The organism is Caballeronia glathei (assembly GCF_000698595.1).
Taxonomy (GTDB): Bacteria; Pseudomonadota; Gammaproteobacteria; order Burkholderiales; family Burkholderiaceae; genus Caballeronia; species Caballeronia glathei.
On sequence record NZ_JFHC01000336.1, the window covers coordinates 1 to 334 of the forward strand.

Sequence of the window (334 nt, forward strand, 5' to 3'; positions counted from 1 at the left end):
GCCGGAAGGCCGCAGCATCGTCGTGCTTGCCAAGCAGCGGTTCAACCTGCGCGAGCGCGGGATGGCAGACCTGCATGCCACGTTCATCCCCTTCACCGCGCAAACGCGAATGAGCGGAGTCGACTTGCCGGATCGCGAGATTCGCAAGGGCGCGGCGGAGTCGGTGAAGCGCTACGTCGAGCGTCATCACGGCGTGTATCCGAAGGAAGTGCAGACGGCGGTGGAAGAAGTCGCGAGGCGCGGCAGCACGCCACTCGTCGTGGCGGACAAGCAGGGTGATGTTGCGCGCGTGATCGGCGTGATTGAACTCAAGGACATCGTCAAGGGCGGCATC

The 334-nt window shown here is 64.4% G+C and carries 1 pseudogene; it reads left to right on the plus strand.

Annotated elements, in window-relative coordinates:
* A pseudogene (locus tag BG61_RS39035) lies at positions 1-334 on the plus strand (potassium-transporting ATPase subunit B); the annotation flags it as partial.